This window comes from Intestinimonas sp. MSJ-38 (assembly GCF_018917925.1).
Classification (GTDB): Bacteria; Bacillota; Clostridia; order Oscillospirales; family Butyricicoccaceae; genus Pseudobutyricicoccus.
In genome coordinates, this window is the sequence record NZ_JAHLPO010000054.1 from 1 (window position 1) to 3,275 (window position 3,275).

4 protein-coding genes are annotated in these 3,275 nt (G+C 53.5%); all 4 read right to left on the reverse strand.

Going from position 1 to position 3,275, the window contains the following annotated elements; all coding sequences use genetic code 11:
• Positions 1–1,605, reverse strand: a 1,605-nt coding sequence (locus tag KQI26_RS14875; protein WP_216505023.1) for a thioester domain-containing protein, incomplete at its 3' end; no start/stop codon positions are given.
• Between the two features lie 71 nt (positions 1,606–1,676).
• Entirely contained in the window at positions 1,677–2,429 is a 753-nt protein-coding gene (locus KQI26_RS14880) for a copper amine oxidase N-terminal domain-containing protein (protein ID WP_216505024.1), read from the reverse strand.
• 36 nt (positions 2,430–2,465) lie between these two features.
• Positions 2,466–2,867: a type II toxin-antitoxin system VapC family toxin gene (locus tag KQI26_RS14885; protein ID WP_216505025.1), complete on the reverse strand. Its 402-nt coding sequence runs from the start codon at positions 2,865–2,867 to the stop codon at positions 2,466–2,468.
• The gene (locus tag KQI26_RS14890) at positions 2,864–3,094 is read right to left on the reverse strand and encodes an antitoxin (protein ID WP_216505026.1); all 231 of its coding nucleotides are present in this window, start codon (positions 3,092–3,094) and stop codon (positions 2,864–2,866) included. Before KQI26_RS14890 ends, KQI26_RS14885 begins: the two co-directional genes overlap by 4 nt.
• Positions 3,095–3,275 lie beyond the last annotated feature (181 nt).

A 3,275-nucleotide genomic window follows, 5' to 3' on the forward strand; every position in this document is an offset into this window, starting at 1 on the left:
CAAAGTCTCATGGGTCTGCCGGTCATACTTGATGATCCGAAGGCCGGGTTTGGCACTGTTCTTCAGAGTGAAGGTAACGGTGTCCTGCCCTGGCACATTGACGGTGTAAGTCTGGCCGTTCTTGATCCATCCATCGGGGGCTTCCAGCTCCACGATCTCATAGGCACCGGGCTTGAGTCCATTGAAAATAGCCACACCGGCTTCGTTGGTGATCTGGGTGTAAGTGGCTCCGCTCTCGATGTGCTTGATCTGCACCTTTGCGCCAGGGAGGGTATCGCCGGTGTCTGCATCCACCTTCTCCACCCGCAGATTGCCATACGGTTCGTTTTCATAGCTCACCGTGGCCACGGTGTCCTTTTCCACCTGTACCTGCTGTACCGGATTCTTTGCCATCAGGTGGCCCTTGGGAGGCTGCACCTCGGTGATCGTGTACAAACCGCCCCGCTCCAGGGGCACGAGGATCTCGCCCCGGGCATTGGTGGAGAATGTCCCCACCGGCGCACCGTCCGGATCTTTCACTTCAAACAAGGCCCCCTCCAGGCGAGTGCCGGTGCCGGTCTCCGTCTTGATGATCTTCAGGCTGTATTCCCCTCCGCCCCCTTCCGGCGGCGGGGAATACTTGAAAATGGCGTTCGACCAGGTGGTACGCACCGGGTCGGTGTCTGCAATGTAGTTTTGCAGCTTCCCATAAGTACCGGTCTCCTGGCAAACAGCATAGAAGGCAGCGTACTGGTTCACATTGCCTTCCAGCAGCAGCTTTGCATTGACGCTGCCGCTGACCGATGCCTTGGGGCAGATCACTTTGAACTGAGACTGATAGCCCGCACTTCCCACCGGGATCTTTTCGATCTCCTGGTTATCCATATTGACGATCTTCATGCCGCTGGGCACATTCTCGCCGTCAAACCAGACGCTGATCTCCAGGCCGTCCACCCAGGTGCCGCTCTTGACGGTGTAGACTTGCTGCAAGTAAGTCTCCCCATTGATCTGCACCTCGTAGGCATTTTGCTGATCTGAGGAAACCGTCAGGCCAGGGATGAGCACATCCGTCCAGCCGCTGCCCCGGTTATAAATATCCTTGGCGGCAGCAAGCAGCCGCTGGGCGATCTGCTGCTCATGCTCCGAAAGGCCCGGAGCAATGGTTACTTTGTCGATGCTCCAGGTAGGCACCAGATAGCACCACAAAGCGATCTTGGTAGCATAATAGGCTTGCTGCACATTGTCCAGGCCCAGCTCTTCCAGGCTGCGGTGGGGATATCCATTGCCCACAATGCCCACGATCTTGGGGTCTGTGGCCTGATTCTGTGCCAGGTATTTGATGGATTGCCCGGTGCCCACCACCTGGGGGACGCCATCGGTGGTGGGGTTGACGCAGTAGGCGGGGATTTGCTTTATTCCTGTTGGCGAATTGTGCTCAAAATACACATAATTGAGTTTCTGCACTCGGCCATTGACGGCCAGGTAGGCCAGCTGCTCCCCACCATTATAGATGCTTATCTCGCCCAGTGCTTCTTCCGGCGTGTTGGCTGCCAGAGCCGCCCCCGGGAGCATCCCCACCAGGGTGACCACCAGCAGCAAAAGCGCCGTCCATCTTCTTGCTTTCATAGATTTCTCCTTTTCCTTTTGAATTTTGGCACAAAAAAAGAGACGCTTTTAAGCGTCTCTCTGAATGTAAATCACTTTGCATCATATTCGGTATACAAATACCGCCCATTTTTATAACAATCCCAAGCTTCCACCCAGACTTTGCTTCTGGGTCCAGAAAGGTACATCTGTTGCAGCATTCCCTCGTGCCAAGGCCACTCTACACTGGGTTCTCCAGGCCGAGCATCTTCCATTCCCAAATAGATCTTGGTGCCCGGCTCTGCCACCTCAAAGAGAGAATACTGCATCCGGCGAGTTTCATGCAAATTGCGGATAAGTACAGCCCCTGTTTCTTCATAAACTATTACCTTTGGTTCCGGCAGCTCATCCTGCCAGAAGGAAGATGCGTTGGCCGGGACGGTCAGCTCCGGCTCCGGATCTTTGGCCTTGGTCACCGTCATGGTCTGGCCGTTGCCCAGGTCGATCACCGTGCCCACCGGCGGACACCAGCTGGCATCCCCGGCGGGGATTTTCACTGCTCCTGGAATAGCGGGCTTTTCCTCTTCCACATAACCGGCATTGCTGTCGATCTCAACAGTGCGGCTGTCGTTGTTCCAGGTCACACCGAAGTCCATGGCCTTGCCCAGATCCCGCAGCTTGAAGTAGTTGCTGCCATTGATGTTATACCCTTCCAGGCTCACCGCCTGACCGTCCAGGGTCACCTTCTGGCTGCTCTCCGTCAGGGGCGTGGCGATCACGCCGGAAGCGATCCCCACGCCGCCGAAAATCACACCGCCGCAAAGCAGGCCCACGGCAAACCCAGCAACATCCCGTCTCAGTTTCATCTTTTATTCCTCCCTATCGTAGTGGTTACTTCTGGATCATTCCGCCCAGTTCTCCAGCTCCAGGTTTGGTACTCGCTCAAACTCCCGGATATTGTTTGTCACCAGAATCATTCGCTCCGATCTTGCATGAGCAGCGATCAGCATATCCAATGGGCCGATAGGAGTTCCTTGCTTTTGCAAATAATCTCGAATGTCACCATATTCAAATGCTGCTGTTGCTCCAAAAGGCAAAATGCTCAGCGGTACCAGAAACCGAAGTAAAGCCTGTTCATTCTTTATTGGATTGGAACTATGCTTCATCCCATATTCCAACTCTGCTAATGTGATCGAAGAAATACAAAGCCCTGCATTCAGCTCTTGTTGAAATCGCCGCAGCACAGTTTCCGGCTTCTCTTTCATCACATAAATGCAGATATTGGTGTCCAGCATATAGTTCATAGACTTTCTCTCTCTTTCTGGACGCCTTGATCCCGGCCCTCTGCAAAGATATCTTCGGTAAAACTATTCAGCCCATCCATAAAGGTTTGCCACAGAGACTCCCTGGGAACCAGAAGAACGGCATCGCCTAATTTCTGAACAACTACCTCATCCGCTTGAAAGCGAAACTGCTTTGGCAGGCGCACAGCCTGACTTCTTCCATTCTCAAAAATTTTTGCGGTCTCCATTGTATTCACCTCCTACATAATATATACCACGATATATATTATGTGTCAATAGGCTCTACTTATTTTATCTCACCAGCTTGGCCTGGACACACCAGCGATACTCCGGCTGATCCCGTACACAGGTGATCAGCGTGATAATGTCGTTCTGTCGGGCCGAAAGCACTGACACATCGGTAGCTGC